The organism is Gemmatimonas sp. (genome assembly GCF_046594945.1).
In the GTDB taxonomy this organism is placed as follows: domain Bacteria; phylum Gemmatimonadota; class Gemmatimonadetes; order Gemmatimonadales; family Gemmatimonadaceae; genus Gemmatimonas.
Genome location: NZ_JBKJRB010000124.1, coordinates 59,837 through 75,519, shown reverse-complemented (window position 1 = coordinate 75,519; position 15,683 = coordinate 59,837). Strand labels below are relative to the sequence as shown.

Below are 15,683 nucleotides of genomic sequence, written 5' to 3'. Positions count from 1 at the left end.
ATGATGGCACGAGGGGCTCAGCGGCAAGGCCCCGTCCGGTCGACCGCCGCCTGAAGTGCAGTCCTGGCGCAGCGCTGGTGCTGCGCTGCACGCCGTCGTGTACCACCGCCCATATTCCTATCGCACATTGCTCCGATGAAACGGAGGGCGCCGTCCGGCGTTCATCCGAACTGGATCTCGCACGCGAGGGTTGGTCGATGCAGCGCACAGCACAGGCAGTCTGGAAGGGCACGGGAAAGGAAGGCAGTGGCACGCTGACGACGCCGAGCGGGGTGCTGAATGCGCAGCCGTATTCGTTCAAGCTCCGCTTCCAGGATGAAGACGGGCGCAACGGCACGAATCCCGAAGAGCTGATCGCGGCCGCGCACGCCGGCTGCTTTTCGATGGCGCTGTCCTTCCAGTTGGCGGGAGCCGGGTTTACCGCCGACGAGCTGAATACCACCGCCGTGCTCACCATGGAGCCGGTGGACGGTAACCAGACGATCACCAAGATCGTGCTCAAGCTGTCGGCGACCATTCCCGGCATCACCGCGGAGCAGTTTCAGACACTGGCCGACACGGCCAAGGCGAACTGTCCGGTGTCGCGCGTGCTCAAGGCCGACATCAGCCTCGAAGCGACGCTGGCCTGAATCGGGACCGCGGGAAGAAAACGAGGACGGTAACCCTAGCCGTCCTCGCGCTCTCGACTTTATATTCATATGTGCGTATGCGTGCATTTACCGAGTGAGGAAGCGATGGCTCAGAAAGTGATGCGTCCAGAGTTGCTCGATTTGGTGGCGGACCGCTTCAAGGCCCTCAGCGACCGGGCGCGGCTCAGTTTGCTGCAGGAGCTGCGGGGCGGCTCCTGCACCGTGAACGAGCTGGTGGACGCCACTGGGATGGGCCAAGCGAATGTGTCGCGTCATCTCGCCATTCTGTTCAACCACGGGCTCGTAAGTCGGGAGCGCGACGGCGTGTACGTGCGCTACGAACTGGCCGATGCCGACGTGCTCAAGTTGTGTGAATTGGTGTGCGGGCGCTTGGAGAGCGAGTTGGTCGAGCGAAAGAAGGTGATCAGCGGGCGCTGATCACCATCTGCTCCAGCTGGCCCATAGGGACGGCGCCGACCTGCCGCGCGACTTCCTTGCCGTCCCGTAGCAACGCGATCGTGGGAATGCTCCGAATCGCAAACCGTGTCGCGACGCCCGGATTCCGATCCGTGTCCACCTTCGCCACGATCGCCTGCCCGCGCTGGCGTTTCGCGAACTCCGCGAACACGGGCGCCATACTCTTGCAGGGTCCGCACCAGTCGGCGTAGAAGTCCACCATCACCGGCACCGAGCTATTGCCGACCACGATGTCGAAATTGGCGTCCGTGAGGACCACCGGCGCATCGAGCACCAGCGGTACACGGCAGGTCCCGCATTTCGGCTGCGCCTCGGCGCGGGACAGGTCGACACGATTGAGTTTCCCGCAGGCGGTGCAGGGGAACACCGCCCTTTTGGTGCCGGTGGTCGTCATCGGGATGGGGGGAGTCGGTGAAGAGAGGATCTACGGTCAGTTATTCCGACGCGGTGTGCACCCGAACATACCCGCCTGGCCCAGCATGCGTTCAAGCGGGCAGAAGTTGGTGATGCTCGATTGGAAAAGATTGAATCCCACAAAAGCGGTGAAAAACAGGAAGCCAGGATGCGCGAAGGTGCCGAGGGCGACGGACGCCATCACGAACAAGCCGGCAATGCGGCGGATGATCTTGTCGTTACACATCAGAATTGCTCCGGTTGAGTTGCCAGTAGAGAAGCGGAACCACCACCATCGTGAGCAGCGTGGCCACGATGGCCCCGCTCATCAGCGCCACGGCCAGTCCCTGAAAGATCGGGTCGAGCACCATCACGAGACCGCCGACCACCACCGCCGCGGCCGTCAGCGCGATCGGACGGAAGCGCACGGCGCCGGCTTCGAGCACCGCGTCGGCCAGTGCCCGTCCACGCGCTTCTTCCAGCTGAATGAAGTCCACCAGCAGAATCGAGTTCCGCACGATGATGCCGGCCAGCGCAATCATGCCGATCATACTCGTGGCGGTGAAGAACGCACCGCTGATCGCGTGTCCCGGAAGAATGCCGATGAGGGTGAGCGGAATCGGCGCCATGATCACCAGCGGAATCGTAAAGCTCTGGAACCAGCCGACCACGAGCACGTAGATCAACAGCAGCACAATCGCGAAGGCGAGACCGAGATCGCGGAACACCTCGATCGTCACCTGCCACTCGCCGTCCCACTTGATCGCCGTTTCGCTTACCGACGCCGGCTGCACCGCGTTGTAGCGCATCACCGACGCGCCATTCACGCGAATGGCATCGAGCTGGCGATTCATCTCGAGGATCGCGTACACCGGACTCTCGATCTCGCGCGCCACGTCACCGGTCACGTAAATCGCCGGCCGCAAGTCCTTGCGAATGCGCGCTCCTTCGCGCGTGCCGTTCACTACGGTGACAAAACGGGCGAGCGGTTGCGGACCCTGTGCCGTCGCGATCGGCAATGCCAGCAGCGCTTCCACGCTGCTACGCTGCTCGAGCGACAACCGCGGCACGATCGCGATGCCTTCGCGCGCCGTCGGCGAACTGGCGACACCGGCCGCGGCGCCGGAAAGTGCGAGGTACAGCGTCTGCGTGATCTGCTCGACACTCGCCCCCGACTCGGCCGCCCGCACGCGGTCCACGCGGAACGTGCGCTTGGCCTGTGGTGCCTCGACGGTCCAGTCGACGTCCACCACACCCGGTGTCTTCTCAAACACTTCCTTCACCGCACGCGCCGCCGCCAGTCGCGTGGAGTCGTCGCCGGCATACACTTCCGCCACCAACGTGGAGAGCACCGGCGGACCCGGTGGAATCTCGGCTACCTTCGCCGAGGCCTGATAGAGTCGTGCGATGCTGTCGACACCCGGACGCACCGCGACGGCGATGGCGTGGCTCTGCCGGTCGCGCTCACCCTTCGGGAGCAGGTTCACCTGCACATCGGCCACGTTGGCGCCGCGGCGCATGAAGTAGTGACGTACCAGTCCATTGAAGTTGAATGGCGCTGATGTGCCGGCGTACACCTGCGTGCTGACGACCTCGGGCACGGTGCTGAGATAGGCCGCAATACGTGATGCGGCTTCGTTGGATGTCTCGAGCGTCGTGCCTTCGGGCAAGTCCAGGACGACCTGGAACTCACTCTTGTTGTCGAATGGCAGCATCTTCACCTGCACGGCCTTGAAGCCCACCAGACTCACGCTCACCACCAGCAGCGCGATGATGCCCGCGTAGAAGGCGCGTCGGCGACCCTGCTGCTCCATCAACGGCACCATGATCATCCGGTAGATCCGATCGACCTGGCCACCCTTCGCGGGCGGATGCGCCGGGCGCGTCTGCCCGGTCGCCCCGTGCGCCGTGGCGTCAGGTGCGGCCTTCACGTGTCCCTTGAGCAAGCGATAGGCAAGGTACGGCGTAACGATGAACGCCACCGCCAGCGACGCCACCATGGCCACCGAGGCGCCGATGGGAATCGGTCGCATATACGGACCCATCATACCGCTCACGAACGCCATCGGCAGAATGGCCGCGATAACCGCAAACGTGGCCAGGATGGTCGGATTACCGACCTCGTCGACCGCGTCGATCGACGCGTCTTCGGCACTTCGGTCACCCATCGCCAGATGGCGATAGATATTCTCCACCACTACGATCGCATCATCCACGAGAATACCGATCGAGAAGATCAGCGCGAAGAGTGTGATGCGATTCAGCGTGTAGCCGAGCGCGTAGTACACGAACAGCGTAAGACCGAGCGTGACCGGGACGGCCACCAACACCACCAACGCTTCGCGCCAGCCCAGGAACAACCAGATCAACGCCGTTACACTGAGTGTGGCGATGATCAGGTGCAGGATGAGTTCCTGTGCCTTCTCGCCCGCCGTCTCGCCGTAGTCGCGCGTCACGGAAAGCGTGACGCTGCCGGGAATAAGGCGGCCCTTCGCCTGATCCACGCGCTGCATGACCGCATGCGTGACCTCCGTCGCGTTGGCGCCCTTGCGCTTGGCAACCGCAATCGTGACCGCGGATTCCGCTGGACCGCTCTTCTCACGATGCGACACATAGCTCGTGTGTTCGCCGAAGTCCTCACTCACGTCGGCCACGTTGCGCAGATAGACCGCGCGACCCCCTTGCGCCGATACCACCACGCTGCCGACGTCGAGCGCGGTCGACAACGGCGCGCCCACATCGATGCGAATCACACGGTCGCGCACGGCAATCTCACCGGCGGCCAGGCGCGCATTGCTACCGCGCAACGCCATCATGACGTCGCCCGGGGTCACCCCGCTCGCGGCGAGCCGCGTGGGATCGATCGCCACGCGGATCTGCTTCGATGCACCGCCGATCACGAACGTCTCGGCCACCTCGGGTACCGTACGGATTTCGTCCTCGAGATGCGCGGCAATTTCGCGCAGCGTGTTTGCATCAACCCCAGCGCCGTGCAGGGTGAGCGCCAGCACGGGCACGTCGTCGATGGAGTGTGCCTTGATCACCGGCGGCATCGCGCCCGCGGGGGCCTCGTCCATCGCACCCGCCAGCTTGGCCTGCACCTTGGTAACGCTTCGCTCCTGATCTTCGCCGACCTTGAAACGTACCGTCACCATGGCGTACCCGTCGCCCGACATCGTGTACACATGATCGACGCCTGGTAGCTCCATCATCCGCTGCTCAATGGGGCGCGCCAGCAGATTCTCTGCCTCCTGCGGCGACGCGCCCGGCAAGGCCGCAATCACGTCGATCATGGGTACCGAAATCTGCGGCTCTTCTTCGCGCGGGGTGGCGAGGATACCCAGCACGCCTACGGCCAGTGAGGCTACGGTAACCAGTGGCGTCAGCTTCGAATTCAGGAACGCTTTCGCGATCCGGCCGGCAAGGCCCAACGGGCGTGGCGTGCTCATCGCGCCGCCGGCTGTGATGCGCCCGTGTCGGGCGCGCTTGGTATCACGATCGTCTCACCGGCCTTGAGCCCGCTGCTGACGGCAGTGTGGGTAGCCGTCGAGGCGCCCAGCCGCACCCAGCGACGCTCGTCGCCGGCCGCCGTGCGCACGATGACGCCCGTGAGGTCGCCCTCGCGTACGATGGCCGGGTTTGGCACCAGCAACGCGGGTGTACGCGCGACCGGCATGGAGACCATGGCTGCGCTCCCAGTTCGATACCGGTGGGCCTGGTTGGCCACCGTCGCATTCACCGTGAACAGATTCCCGGCGCCGGCCGGCACGACACCCTCGATTACCGCCGATACCGGCACCCCGTCGATCGTGGCGGCCACGGTTTGTCCGCGCCTGAGCTCGCGCACCGCATCACCGGCCGCGCTCACGCTGATACGCAGCGACGAGCCATCCTGTACTGTGATCAGTGGCGCGCCGGGGGCAGCGAAGGCACCCGGATCGACCGCACGCGAAGTGACGACGCCGGCAAATGGCGCGATCACGGTCGCGTAGCTGCGTAGAGCATCCATCTCTCCCGCGGCCGCTTGCGCCGCCCGCAACCCGGCCACGGCCCGCGCCAGCCCCGTCTCGGCCGCATCCAGCTGCGCCCGCGTCGCGGCGCTATCGGTATACAGCGCACGGATCCGCGCTACCTGCGTCGCCGCGTCGTGCTGCTGTGCCTCCGCGTCGGCGATCGACGCGCCGACCTGCGCCGCCTTGGCCGTCAGATCTCGCGCATCGATCCGCAACAGGGTCTGTCCCGCTCGTACGACATCGCCCTCGCGCACCAGCACCGCCGTCACGGTACCCATCAGCTTCGTGCTGAGCGCGGCCTGCTGGATCGGTTCCGCGACACCCGACGCATCGATTGTGGCATCAATGACGGTGTCGCGTACGACGACCGCGGTGCCAATGACGCGGGCCGTCGTCGAATTCGCTAAACGTGTAAACGGCGTCTGCTCGTCTGTCCCGCCCGAACAGGCCGCGAGTGAGAGTCCGGCAACAGTGGCGAGTGCCACCGTGGTAAAGAGTGTCTTGGTCGACGTCATGTGGCGTGCTCCCTGATATCGGTTCGGACGCATCAGCGCGTCGTCGTAATGGAAGAGTCGAGTGCGGTCAGAGCGGCGGGGTCGCCACCCGATGCGCGTCGCCACGTGGCGATGGCGTCGATGACGGCATAGCGCGCAGCCGCCTGCGCGAGTGAAGCGCCGGTCGACGCTGACTCGGCCGCCAGAAGCTCAGCGATGGTGGCTAGGCCGCCGTCGTAGCGTTTCTGCACCAAGCGATGCGCTTCCCGACTTTGGTCGGCCGCATCGCGGGCCAGGGTGAGTCGCTGCAGCGACAGCGTGAGGCGCCGCGCGGCGTCGTCGCGCTCCAGTTGGCTGTGAGCGCGCGCGGCATCGAGGCCAGCGCGCGCCGCGTTGACGCGGGCCGTGGTCGCGGCCACGTCGGCCAATTCGGTGTTGCCGCCGAAGAGCGACCACGAGGCCATCACCCCCACCGTCCAGTTCTTCTGTCCCGCGAACACGGTGCGTGGGTCATTCCAGTCGTAGCGGGCGAAGCCGTTCACCCGAGGCAACAGCGTGCTCGCGGCGCGACGACGGTCGGCCCAGGCCGCGGTCACGCCGGCGTGCGCCGCGCGTACATCATCGCGACTCTCGGTGGTCGCGGCCGTTGCGTCGACCGTTGCCTCGGTGGCCGCGCTGTCGTGCGCCGCGAGGGCGATCACCGCGGCATCATCGGGCAGCGCACCGGGTAGCGTAGGCAGCGCGCCCCCAGTGCGGCCCAAGAGTAGGGCCAGCTGCTGCCGCGCGGAGAGCGCGTCGCTGCGCGCGCTCAGCAGTTGTGCCGCCACGTCCGAGGCGCGGACACTGGCCTGGAGGGCGTCGGACTTGGTGACCAATCCCCGCGCGACCATCGCACGTACCTGACGCACACCCGCGTCGGCCGCCTGCTGTGCCTGGGCGAGCACGCCGGCCTTCGCTTCGGCTAGGATGGCTCCATAGTAGGCGCGAACCACGTCGGCGCGGATCGAGACCGCCGCCCACTTGCCAGCGGCCTCGCTGGCTTCAGTAGCGGCTCGAGCGGCGCGGAGTCCGAGCCACGCGTCGCCGTTCAACAGCGGGACGTCCAGCACCAAAGCTCCCTGCGCGTTGGTCACTGCGCTGGGAAAGTTGAGCTTGACGGATTCGAACGCGGCCGGGGTGACCAGCCGCTGACGCAACGTGGTCCCGAAGGCGCCGATCGGGTCGGTGGTTCGGACGACGCCGGCTTCGATTCGCGCCGAGGGGAGAATGCGGTTGAGCGGCAGCCGGGCGCGGGCGCGGTCGGCGGCGGTGCTCGCGGCGGTGATCCGGTTGCTGAAGGCGCGCTGGTCGGCCTCGCGAATGGCGTCGCCAAGCGAGAGCGGTATCGACTGGGCCTCCACCGGGGAGGCCAGCAGGGCAACGGCCGCGAACGCGGCTGCCACCAGCGTCATCGGAACATGTCGTGAATTTCGCATATGGAGATATACATACATAGGAATATGCACAATAGCAAGCGGGGCGGCCGACCGCGCCGCCCCTTGCCGAACACCGGGCTCAGCGCTGTCCGAGATTCCGGTCGAAGAACGCCCAGGCGCGCGTCGTGCACTTCCCTGCCACCATAGTCGATGGCGTTGTGAAGGTCCGCGCCGTATCCCGTGCTACCTCGGTAGTCCGGAGCGACGATCACGTAGCCCTTTTGCACTGCTTCGAAAATGAACGGGAGATAGTGTTGATCCCAGCTGCCGTGGACGCCGCCATGGACCCACGCCGGCGCGGTATGGGCCTTGGGGCCCTTCGACGGCAACGGCTCGAACAGCGATGCCGGAATCTCCATGCCATCCGTGCGCTTGTACTTCACCTTGCTGAACTTCATCACGCCCACACGGCGCGCCACGAAGATGCTGTCGGGGCGCGCCTTTCCGGCGATGGCGCGAGCGAAGTCCGACGGCGGATGATCCTCGGGCCGGTTGCTCACCTCCCGTGCCGAGGCACGGGCGGAATCCATCACCACGCGCTGACGCGAGGGCGGCGTCTCGTCCTGGGCCGAGACGCGCTGGCGGCGATCGATCGAAACGAGCAACGCGCACAGCGCGAAGTGTCGAGATCAGGCCGTAATGTCGCGGGATAGGAGTGAACGCGACGCGGTGGAAACCGATATCCGTCGTGCACTATCGTAAGCTGAGGGCGTCGAGGATAGCTTTCGGGCGGGCCAATAAATACGCCGTCGCCAAAGGGCTGCGTTGAACGTCCACCCACGTTTACGAGGCGCATCATGCGCAGTCCTGTCCCCGCATTGGCCGGCCCCTCCGCGCGCGGCGTTGTGCTGCGCGTGCTCGCGGCGGTGATGCTGTCCGCCCCGACACTCGCCGCCCAAGAGCAGGTGCACACTCCGGGCATGACGCATCCGACGGCGGTGCAGCTCCCCACGCAGGGCGGTCACGCCGCGTTTGCGGCGATCAGCGAGATCATCGCTATGCTACAAGCCAATGCGAGCACGGACTGGTCGAAGGTGAATATCGAGCGACTTCGCTTGCATCTTGTGGATATGGATCTGGTCACGCTGCGCAGTCGCGCGGTCTCGACCCCCATCGCCGGCGGCGCGCAGTTCCTCGTGCGCGGCACCGGTGAAACGATTGCTGCCATCAAGCGCATGACGGGTGCACACGTCACCATGGTGATGAACAGCGGCGGTCCGCGCGTGGTGCGCACGGAACTCCCCGACGGTGTGCGCCTGATCGTGACCGCGGCGGACACGGCCGACGCGACGGCCGTGGCGAAGCTCCGCGGTCTGGGATTCATCGGCCTGATGGCTGACGGTGATCACCACGCGGCACACCACTTGGCGCTGGCGCGTGGCGACGTGATGACGGACCACGGGCACTGAACTGCTCACAGCTCAACGCTCAGAAAGCAGAGGGTCACGGACAGACGCGAGACTGGGTATAGTGTTCAGACACGAGCAACGACGGTGCACAGTGCCGAGCAACTTGGCACTCAACGCGACAGGTGGGAGCGCGCCCCATCAAACCGCTCGGTACTGAGCACTATTGTTGCTGAATTTCGAACACGGTACCCGGCCTCACGCCTGTCCCTGACCCTGACCCTCAGAGTGCTGAGCGCTGAGGTTCGGCTCCGTCGAGCCAGCACTCCCGCCTCGCCCGCACAACGAGAGCCGTCTCTCCAGCGTATTTCCTCGTAACGACGACCGTTCGGTCCGTCGGGTCCCCGCCTCGTCCCGCTATGCCTCACCTGTCTTTACGCACCCCCGCCCGCACGGTCGCCTTGATCGCCGTGGCGCTGGCCTCGGCGCTCCCTGCCGTACTTCCCGCCCAGGCGCCCGTCGCGCTGGCTGATTCGCTGCTCGTGCGGCCGCTCGCGTTTCGCGCCATCGGTCCTGCCTCCATGAGCGGCCGCATTGCCGACATCTCGGTGGTTGAGGGACCCCGCACGCTGCGTGGCGGACGCCTTGGCACTTCGATGTACGTAGCCGTCGCCACCGGCGGCGTCTGGAAGACCACCAACGGCGGACTCGCATGGATGCCGGTGTCCGACTCGATTGGCGTCGGCTCCATCGGCGCGGTGGCCGCGGCCCCGTCAAACGGCGATGTAGTCTGGGTCGGCAGCGGCGAGGCCAACAACATGCGGAGCTCCTCGTGGGGCGTGGGCGTGTTCAAGTCCACCGACGGCGGCAAAACGTGGTCCAGGCCCATGCTGCCAAAAACGCAGCACATCGGCCGCATCGTGATCGATCCGCGTGATCCAGACATCGTGTATGTTGCCGCGATGGGCCCGCTTTGGGCGCCGGGTGGCGAACGCGGTCTGTTCAAAACCATCGACGGCGGCAAAACCTGGACGAACACCAAGTCGATTTCCGCGCAGACGGGCTTCACGGAACTCGTGATGGATCCGTCCAACCCCGACGTGCTCTACGCCGCCTCGTTGCAGCGGGAACGGCGTGAATACGGTTTTCTCCCCGGTGGTACCGAGAGCGCGATCTGGAAGACGACTGACGGCGCGAAGTCGTGGACCAAACTGACGAATGGGCTGCCCACCGGTGAGATCGGCCGCATCGGCCTCACGGTGTGTCGCTCGCGTCCAAGCACGGTGTACGCCTCGGTGCACGCGAAGGCGTCCGCCAACGGCTTTTATCGAAGCGATGACGCCGGCAGCACGTGGAAACTGGTGAACAACAGCAACGGCACCGCGTGGTACTACAGCCAGGTGCGCTGCGATCCCACCGATGCCGAGCATGTGTATCGTCTGAACGCGAACTCGCAGGAATCGTACGACGGCGGCAAGTCGTGGATCGGATTCGCCGGTGGCGGTGGCGTGCACGGCGACGCGCATGCGCTGTGGATCAACCCCGAGGATCGCGAGCACATCGTGCTCGGCAACGACGGCGGTGTCGATATTTCCTACGATCGCGGTCGTACGTGGTACAACGTCGAGAACATCGTTGGCGCGCAGTTCTACGCGATCGCGGTGGACAACGCGAAGCCGTTCTACAACGTGTACGGCGGATTGCAAGACAATCAGACATGGGGAGGACCGAGCCGCACGCGCAACGCCTTCGGCCCCTCGAATGCAGAATGGTATCGTATGGCGGGCGGCGACGGGTTCTACAACGTGCCCGATCCGCTCGACCACAACATCGCGTACGCCGAATCGCAGAATGGTGGCGTGGTGCGCTACGATGCCCGGACTGGCCAGACCAAGAGTATCAAGCCCTATCCGAAGAATGGTGAACGGCATCGCTGGAACTGGAGCGCGCCGATCGTGCCGTCGCAGCACACCGGACGCACGCTGTACATCGCCGCGAACTACCTGTTCAAGAGTGCCGATCGTGGTGACTCGTGGACCACGATCAGTCCCGACCTCACCCGCGGTCTCGATCGCGATAGCCTGCCAATGCGGGGCACCGTCCCGTCGCGCGACGTGCTGGGCCTGCACGAGGGTACGGCGGAATTCAGCAACATCTCCTCCGTCTCCGAGTCGCCGCGCCGCGCAGGACTGTTGGCCGTCGGCACCGACGATGGACTGATTCATGTCACACAGAACGACGGCAACTCGTGGACGAGAACCGCCGCGTTTCCCGGTGTGCCCGACACCACCTTCGTGAGCCGTGTCCAGTTCTCGCGACACAACGAAGGGACGCTGTACGCCACCTTCGACGGCCACCGGAGTAACGACTTCACGCCGTATGTGCTGCGCAGCACGGACTTCGGACGCACGTGGACGTCGATCACCGGAGATCTCCCCGGCGGTGGCTCGGTGCAGGTCATTCGCGAGCACTTCCGGCAGCCGAATCTGCTGTTCGTGGGCACCGAGTTCGGCGCGTTCTTCACCGTCGACAACGGCGTGCACTGGACGCAGCTCAAGGCCGGCATTCCCGGCGTGCCGGTGTGGGATCTCCAGATTCAGGAGAGTTGGAACGATCTGGTGCTCGGCACGCACGGCCGCGGTGTGTACATCCTCGACGATCTCGGACCGTTGGAAAAGCTGGCCGAAGCGAAGCGGTCCGACGTCGCGTACCTGTTTCCGGCGCGCAATGAAATTGCGATGACGCTGAATAGCAGTCGCAACTCGGGCATGGGCTCCACCGGCTTCACCGGTCAGAATCCGGAGAACGGGGTACGGCTCGCGTATCTGATCAACGCCATCGCGCCCGACGACAAAGCCAAGCTCGAGGTCATCGATGGCGGCGGGCGCATCGTGCGCGAACTTCCGGTGCCGCGTCGTACCGGCCTGTTCCGCCCGGTCTGGGACATGCGCGTCGGTGCACCACTGACGGCAGCGGTTGATACCAACGTGGCCGCGGGACGTGCGCCGGTCGGTGGCGCTGGCGGCGGAGGTGGTGGTTTCGGCGCTGGCGGCTTCGGTGGCTTCGGACGTGCTGCGATTCCCAGCTACACAGCGGCGCCGGGCACCTACACCGTGCGGCTCACTATCACACCCAAGAGCGGCTCGAGCACGGTGCTGACACAGCGCTTCGCGTTGTTGCGCGACGCTGAGCAGGTGATGTCCGATGGTGAGCTCCAGGCGCTCGACGCATTCCGCTTCAAGGTGGTACAGTTCCAGAAGGCTATCACCGCGCAGCAGACCCGCGGCGACAGCGTCGTCACGCGTTTTGCCGAAGTGAAAAAGGCGGCCGACGCGGACACGTCCAAGCTCACGCCCCAACTCAAACAGAACCTGGCCGAAATCGACAAGGAACTGAAGAGCTACGTGAAGGAGGTCGGGCAGGCGCCGGGCGCGCGCGTGCGCGGTACGGGTGGTCCGCCGCCCGGCGCTCCGCCTGCCGGTGGCGACGACGATGTGGGCGCGTCGGGTCAGGCCGACGGCTCGTTCACGGGCCGTGCCGCGCTACTGAACAGTGCGCTGAATAGCAGCTTCGCGCTGTCGGTCGCGCAGCAGTCGATGCTGCAGAGCCTCACGCGCGAACTCGAGCAGCACGGTGCGCGCGTGGCGACGGTGAAGTCGGCCAAGTTGCCGGCGCTGCTCAAGTCGCTGCAGGTGGCTGGTATCACGGTGCCCGATGTACCGGCGCGCGGTCAGTAGCGTCGATCCGCGCGCAGCGCGGCCGGTGCCTTGGCAAGGTGCACCGCCAGGAGGGCCTTCGACGTGCGCGGCGCGTTCCGATCGTCGAGATGTGCGAATCAGCACTGTTTGAGCAGCGAGCGGGTCACTACGCCCAACGGAAACAACGGCCTCGCTTGGGGGCGCCCAGCAAATGCGCGACCGCGCGCGCGCGGTGGGCGCCAGCGGTAAGACGGCGCACCAGGGCAGGTCTGTCCGCTGCCACCGATCCTGCCAGCGAGCCTCCGAGAGCCGCCTGCCGATTGCCGAGCTGCTGCCAGCCGTCGCGCGAGTAGCGGACTGACCGACGGTGCGGCCTCCGTCGGAAAGCTACCGAGTGGCAGTCCGAATACATGCCGCCGCCAAGGATGACAGCGCGTCGACGGCGCGCGGGCTTGCCCGTGGTGCTCCGCCGGGCTTCCGATCAATGACCGATTTCCGCGGCCGGAGGAACGGGCGTCGACACCGGCCCATCGCGATCGCAGACAATTGTCGCCGTGAAGTGCGCGGGCTCTGTCGCGCTCGCATTCCCCGAGCGCTGATGAATATCGGTCGGCGATTCAAAGAACGTTTCACCGCGACGATAGACGGAGTCCACACCACCGCGCACCTGCATGCGCATAGCACCATCAATCACGAAAACCACCACCGCACAACCATGACGATGTGGCGTTGACGTGTCGCCTGGCGCGTACTGAACGTCTACAACTTTGTAGGTGAGATGTGCGCCGTTCATTGCCGGCAGCGCACGCTCAAATATAATGCGACTACGGGGAGCGTTCGTTCGCCGTGCCGTGGCGGCGGCGGTTGGATATGAAAAACCGCCAATAGTCGCCACGGCGATCGTCGCCGTGGCGATCGTGACCAGAAGATTCTGTTTCATCGTTGCTCCGTGGGCAAATGAGACGTGCTTCGAACGAACAGATGATGATCGGCGCGCGCGTGGCGTCGGTGGCGTCGGTGACGTCGGTGACGTCTGACAAGTTGCCGGCGCCGCTCTCGTCGCTGCAGCTGTCGGGCATCCCGATGCCCGACGCACCGTCGCGCGGTCAGTACAGCGCCGCGAGCACCGCGCTAACGAAAGACGGGAAGGGGCGGGGCCGCTCTGGGCTCGGCTTTTTGCCAATCCCGCCCCAGAAGCGCCGCGATGGTGGCGGCCACCTGCGCCTGTTGCACCGGCGTGTGGCCGCGCACGCCGCGGGCCGGCGTGTCGGGGCCTATCACTGCGGTCCAGATGAATTCGGCGCCGGCCACATCCTGGCCGTGATCGGTCCAGTCGCGTCCCCATCCGCGTCCGTGGTCGGTACTCACGATCAGTGTGGTCTTGTCGCGCGTGCGCGGATCACGCTGGACCCGCGCCCACAGCTGCGCGAGATAGCCGTCCATGTTGCGCGCCGAGCGCAGGTACAGGTCGTACTTCCCGGCGTGTGCCCACTCGTCGGTCTCGCCGTAACCCACGAACAACAGGCGCGGTTCATGCGCGGTGAGGTACTCCAGCAGCGATTGATGCATGAGCGCGTCGAAGGCATTGTCGGGCCAGAGGCGGATGGTGGTCGCATAGAGCTCCCGCAGCAACGCGGCGCGTGGCGTCGCCGACGGTGCGACGCCGCGGGTCCACCCGTCATACACCGGTACGCCACTCCGCTCGGCGTTGATGATGCGGCGGAACGCGTTCCAAGTGGCGAAGGCCGCGACTCGGCCGCGGAAGACCGCATCGCGATTGAGCCACTCGAACACCGTCGTGTTCACGTTGGGCGGGTGGTCGTTGCTGTCGATGCGGGCGTCGGCAAACCCGGTGAACGTTTCGCTGTATCCGGGATACGAGAACTTCATCGTGTTGGTGATGCGCGCCTGACTGCCGCCGGCGCTGTCCCCGAAGAGCTGTCCCTGCGCGGCGACGGTGCCCCACAGAAACGGGAATAGCGCCTGCCGTCGTGATTGCGGCGCCTCGCGCCAGAAGTCGCGTCGCAGGGCGGCCGTGTCCGACACATTGCCACTCTTTCCCATCAGTGACGCATCGGCGCCATTGAACACTTCCTGCCATCGAACGCCGTCGGAAAGTACGAGCATTACGTACCGCGTTTTGAGCGCCGTCGGCGGCGACTGCGTGGACTGCGCCGGCAACACGGCGGTGCCGAGCAGCAGGGTGATTGCTACCGTGCCGGCAATCCCGCGTGTCATCGGCGCGGTCTCCGCATCGTCGCCGCCTTCTCCACCAGTCGGCGCAGTTCCTTGATCGGCTCTGGACTGTCGTCGACCTGCAGGCGTAGCACGACATCGTTGTGTAGCCATACGCCGCCGTCCTTTTTCACGATCAACATTGCGGCCGACTGCATGCCGCGCTTGTCACCACCGGCCATCTGGCCGGCTTCGAGCGCCGCCAACAGCCGCATGGAGAGGTGGCCCTCGGTGTTCTCGAACGCGCTCACCATCGCCTTCACCACCTCGGCACTGGCCAAGATGTTGCCCTGTGCGGTGCAGAACTTCCCCTGCTTGTCGCCGGCCCACTCGGTGGCCTTGGGGCCCGTGTACGCGGCCACGTTACCGTTCGCGTCGATCACCGCGAACTGGCGTCCTTCCTTGGTCCAGTCCACGGGGCGCGGATCGGGATCACGTTGCCACACGCGCTTCACGACGTCGGCGGGCTTCACGCCCTGACGCAGTAACGCAATCGCCTGCGGACCATAGCTCACGTCCACAATGGCCTGCGTGGCAGCAGCACCGACGCCGGCCTCGGCCCAGAGCACGCCATTGCCCACGGAAAAGACGCGCGACTGCACCGCGCCGCCGATTTCACCGGTGGCCGGGTCGTAGCCAAGAATGGAGAAGGTCGCTACCGGGGGCCAAGGGAGCGGCGCGGTAGTCGTGAATCTCGACGATTGCGCGTGGGCTGGCATCGCCGCGCCGAAAATGCCGAGCGTGAGCGCAATGGTTCGGATGACGGACGGTAGAGAGCGCATGGTGGTGATTGGAGGAGGGACCGGAGCGACCAGCGGCTGCACGCTGCGCTCAATCTGCATCACATCCGCACCGCGTGAGCGCTCACGCCAGATGCCGCGTAGTCTCCAGGAAGCGAGTGGCTCACATTTTCGAGGAGACAG

General features: G+C 65.6%; 13 protein-coding genes. 4 read left to right on the top strand and 9 right to left on the bottom strand.

Annotation, left to right across the window (positions count from 1 at the left end; translation table 11 throughout):
- The first annotated feature begins 197 nt into the window (after nt 1-197).
- Both ACLL97_RS15230 and ACLL97_RS15225 read left to right on the top strand, forming a co-directional pair.
- Nucleotides 198-629, top strand: a complete 432-nt coding sequence (locus ACLL97_RS15230) for an OsmC family protein (protein ID WP_411281329.1) — start codon at nt 198-200, stop codon at nt 627-629.
- 105 nt (nt 630-734) lie between these two features.
- Nucleotides 735-1,067, top strand: a complete 333-nt coding sequence (locus ACLL97_RS15225) for an ArsR/SmtB family transcription factor (protein ID WP_411281328.1) — start codon at nt 735-737, stop codon at nt 1,065-1,067.
- On the opposite strand, the gene trxA is transcribed toward ACLL97_RS15225, so the two are convergent.
- The 6 genes from trxA to ACLL97_RS15195 are packed head-to-tail and all read right to left on the bottom strand — an operon-like array spanning nt 1,054 to nt 8,086.
- Nucleotides 1,054-1,500 (bottom strand): thioredoxin, encoded by a 447-nt coding sequence (gene trxA, locus ACLL97_RS15220; protein ID WP_411281327.1) that lies wholly within the window; start codon nt 1,498-1,500, stop codon nt 1,054-1,056. The genes ACLL97_RS15225 and trxA overlap by 14 nt on opposite strands.
- A 36-nt stretch (nt 1,501-1,536) precedes the next feature.
- A complete protein-coding gene (locus ACLL97_RS15215; RefSeq protein WP_411281326.1) occupies nt 1,537-1,746 on the bottom strand; it encodes a DUF2892 domain-containing protein in 210 nt (69 codons plus the stop codon).
- The gene (locus tag ACLL97_RS15210; protein ID WP_411281325.1) at nt 1,739-4,948 is read right to left on the bottom strand and encodes an efflux RND transporter permease subunit; all 3,210 of its coding nucleotides are present in this window, start codon (nt 4,946-4,948) and stop codon (nt 1,739-1,741) included. The genes ACLL97_RS15215 and ACLL97_RS15210 overlap by 8 nt, the downstream gene beginning before the upstream one ends.
- Complete coding sequence (locus ACLL97_RS15205; RefSeq protein ID WP_411281324.1) at nt 4,945-6,027, bottom strand: efflux RND transporter periplasmic adaptor subunit; 1,083 nt, start codon at nt 6,025-6,027, stop codon at nt 4,945-4,947. The genes ACLL97_RS15210 and ACLL97_RS15205 overlap by 4 nt, the downstream gene beginning before the upstream one ends.
- Before the next feature lie 32 nt (nt 6,028-6,059).
- Nucleotides 6,060-7,457, bottom strand: a complete 1,398-nt coding sequence (locus tag ACLL97_RS15200) for a TolC family protein (protein WP_411281323.1) — start codon at nt 7,455-7,457, stop codon at nt 6,060-6,062.
- A complete protein-coding gene (locus ACLL97_RS15195) occupies nt 7,454-8,086 on the bottom strand; it encodes an alpha/beta hydrolase family protein (protein ID WP_411281322.1) in 633 nt (210 codons plus the stop codon). Before ACLL97_RS15195 ends, ACLL97_RS15200 begins: the two co-directional genes overlap by 4 nt.
- A 192-nt stretch (nt 8,087-8,278) precedes the next feature.
- On the opposite strand from ACLL97_RS15195, the gene ACLL97_RS15190 reads away from it, so the two are divergent.
- On the top strand, nt 8,279-8,890 hold the full coding sequence (locus ACLL97_RS15190; protein WP_411281321.1) for a hypothetical protein: 612 nt from the start codon (nt 8,279-8,281) through the stop codon (nt 8,888-8,890).
- Nucleotides 8,891-9,246: 356 nt separating this feature from the next.
- Nucleotides 9,247-12,564 carry a WD40/YVTN/BNR-like repeat-containing protein gene (locus ACLL97_RS15185; RefSeq protein WP_411281320.1) on the top strand — a complete coding sequence of 1,106 codons (3,318 nt, stop codon included), beginning with the start codon at nt 9,247-9,249 and terminating at the stop codon, nt 12,562-12,564.
- 442 nt (nt 12,565-13,006) lie between these two features.
- On the opposite strand, the gene ACLL97_RS15180 is transcribed toward ACLL97_RS15185, so the two are convergent.
- The 3 genes from ACLL97_RS15180 to ACLL97_RS15170 form a co-directional block, all read right to left on the bottom strand.
- Nucleotides 13,007-13,465, bottom strand: coding sequence for a cupin domain-containing protein (locus ACLL97_RS15180; RefSeq protein ID WP_411281319.1), 459 nt, complete (start codon nt 13,463-13,465; stop codon nt 13,007-13,009).
- Between the two features lie 191 nt (nt 13,466-13,656).
- On the bottom strand, nt 13,657-14,763 hold the full coding sequence (locus tag ACLL97_RS15175; protein ID WP_411281318.1) for a hypothetical protein: 1,107 nt from the start codon (nt 14,761-14,763) through the stop codon (nt 13,657-13,659).
- Nucleotides 14,760-15,542: a DUF1028 domain-containing protein gene (locus tag ACLL97_RS15170; protein ID WP_411281317.1), complete on the bottom strand. Its 783-nt coding sequence runs from the start codon at nt 15,540-15,542 to the stop codon at nt 14,760-14,762. The genes ACLL97_RS15175 and ACLL97_RS15170 overlap by 4 nt, the downstream gene beginning before the upstream one ends.
- Nucleotides 15,543-15,683 lie beyond the last annotated feature (141 nt).

Excerpts from the sequence above, each read along its gene's own strand:
- ACLL97_RS15230 (WP_411281329.1), top strand. The coding sequence starts at position 198 with ATGCAGCGCACAGCACAGGCAGTCTGGAAGGGCACGGGAAAGGAAGGC.
- ACLL97_RS15225 (WP_411281328.1), top strand. The coding sequence starts at position 735 with ATGGCTCAGAAAGTGATGCGTCCAGAGTTGCTCGATTTGGTGGCGGAC.
- trxA (WP_411281327.1), bottom strand. The coding sequence starts at position 1,500 with ATGACGACCACCGGCACCAAAAGGGCGGTGTTCCCCTGCACCGCCTGC.
- ACLL97_RS15215 (WP_411281326.1), bottom strand. The coding sequence starts at position 1,746 with ATGTGTAACGACAAGATCATCCGCCGCATTGCCGGCTTGTTCGTGATG.
- ACLL97_RS15210 (WP_411281325.1), bottom strand. The coding sequence starts at position 4,948 with ATGAGCACGCCACGCCCGTTGGGCCTTGCCGGCCGGATCGCGAAAGCG.
- ACLL97_RS15205 (WP_411281324.1), bottom strand. The coding sequence starts at position 6,027 with ATGACGTCGACCAAGACACTCTTTACCACGGTGGCACTCGCCACTGTT.
- ACLL97_RS15200 (WP_411281323.1), bottom strand. The coding sequence starts at position 7,457 with ATGACGCTGGTGGCAGCCGCGTTCGCGGCCGTTGCCCTGCTGGCCTCC.
- ACLL97_RS15190 (WP_411281321.1), top strand. The coding sequence starts at position 8,279 with ATGCGCAGTCCTGTCCCCGCATTGGCCGGCCCCTCCGCGCGCGGCGTT.
- ACLL97_RS15185 (WP_411281320.1), top strand. The coding sequence starts at position 9,247 with ATGCCTCACCTGTCTTTACGCACCCCCGCCCGCACGGTCGCCTTGATC.
- ACLL97_RS15180 (WP_411281319.1), bottom strand. The coding sequence starts at position 13,465 with ATGAAACAGAATCTTCTGGTCACGATCGCCACGGCGACGATCGCCGTG.
- ACLL97_RS15175 (WP_411281318.1), bottom strand. The coding sequence starts at position 14,763 with ATGACACGCGGGATTGCCGGCACGGTAGCAATCACCCTGCTGCTCGGC.
- ACLL97_RS15170 (WP_411281317.1), bottom strand. The coding sequence starts at position 15,542 with ATGCGCTCTCTACCGTCCGTCATCCGAACCATTGCGCTCACGCTCGGC.